We start from the raw sequence: 578 nt of genomic DNA on the forward strand, positions 1-578 counted from the left end.
ACGGCTCTGTTGCACAAACCCGTGAGCAGACGGCATGACCCCAGCCCCGGACGGACTCATGCCACGGCGACCACCGGCACGGTCTGCGGTCGGCCGATCTGACTGAAGCGATTGAGCACGGCCACACGCACATGCAGTTCCACCACCTGACGCTCGAACGTGCGGGCCGTGACCCGCTCGCCCAGCCGCTTCAGGCAATGCATCTTGGTCTCCACCAAGCTGCGTCGGTGGTAGCCGCTCCACGTCTTCCAGATGCCATGCCCCAGGCGCTGGCATGCCCGGACAGCCTCATTTCGAGACTCGGAACCCGGACTGGACCTGCGCCACAGCCGAGCGTTCTTGCGCGGCGCAATCACCACCACCGCGCCGCGCCGCGCGATCGCATCCCGGCATGCCCGCGTGTCGTAGGCACCGTCTGCCGTGACGCTGGCCACGGCCTCATCCGGCGGAATCTGCGCCAGCAGCTCGGGCAGCATCGGCGCGTCGCCAATCGCATTGCTCGTCACTTCAACTGCGCGGATCTCCAGCGTCTGCGCGTCGATGCCCAGGTGCACCTTGCGCCACTCGCGGCGGTATTC

At 67.3% G+C, this 578-nt stretch carries 1 protein-coding gene; it reads right to left on the minus strand.

Annotated elements, in window-relative coordinates:
- Positions 1 to 56: 56 nt before the first annotated feature.
- Positions 57 to 578 (minus strand): IS5 family transposase (locus tag AACH11_RS24750; protein WP_341376964.1); only part of this gene is annotated, 522 nt, incomplete at its 5' end.

It is taken from the genome of Pseudaquabacterium rugosum (assembly GCF_038066575.1).
GTDB classification, from domain to species: domain Bacteria; phylum Pseudomonadota; class Gammaproteobacteria; order Burkholderiales; family Burkholderiaceae_C; genus Pseudaquabacterium; species Pseudaquabacterium rugosum.